The sequence below is a fragment of the Microvirga antarctica genome (assembly GCF_017921815.1).
Classification (GTDB): Bacteria; Pseudomonadota; Alphaproteobacteria; order Rhizobiales; family Beijerinckiaceae; genus Microvirga; species Microvirga antarctica.
In genome coordinates, this window is record NZ_JAGEMM010000177.1 from 1 (window position 1) to 283 (window position 283).

Below are 283 nucleotides of genomic sequence, written 5' to 3' on the forward strand. Positions count from 1 at the left end.
TGGTCGCCAGTTGCTGGCCAACTGTGGCGTTCACTGCAACCCGGTGCTGCTCAATGAATACTCGGGTCGCCATCAGCGCCTGACAACACTCCTGCTCATCGATATTGAATGCTTCATAATCAGAATACTGATATCCGGCACGTAAGTAGACGGTATCAAGTGGGCCTACACCCTCGAGAATGAGCCTGTTGTCGGCGCCTGTACTCAATTGATTATGCAGTTCACGAAAAGTCCTGCGATGCGTTTCGATTCCTTTTTGCTGGAGGGCGAGCTCAAGCAAGTG

At 51.6% G+C, this 283-nt stretch carries 1 protein-coding gene; it reads right to left on the bottom strand.

Translation table 11 applies throughout. From position 1 onward, the window contains the following. Window positions 1-283 (bottom strand): hypothetical protein (locus J4G32_RS21370; protein WP_210497745.1); only part of this gene is annotated, 283 nt, incomplete at both ends.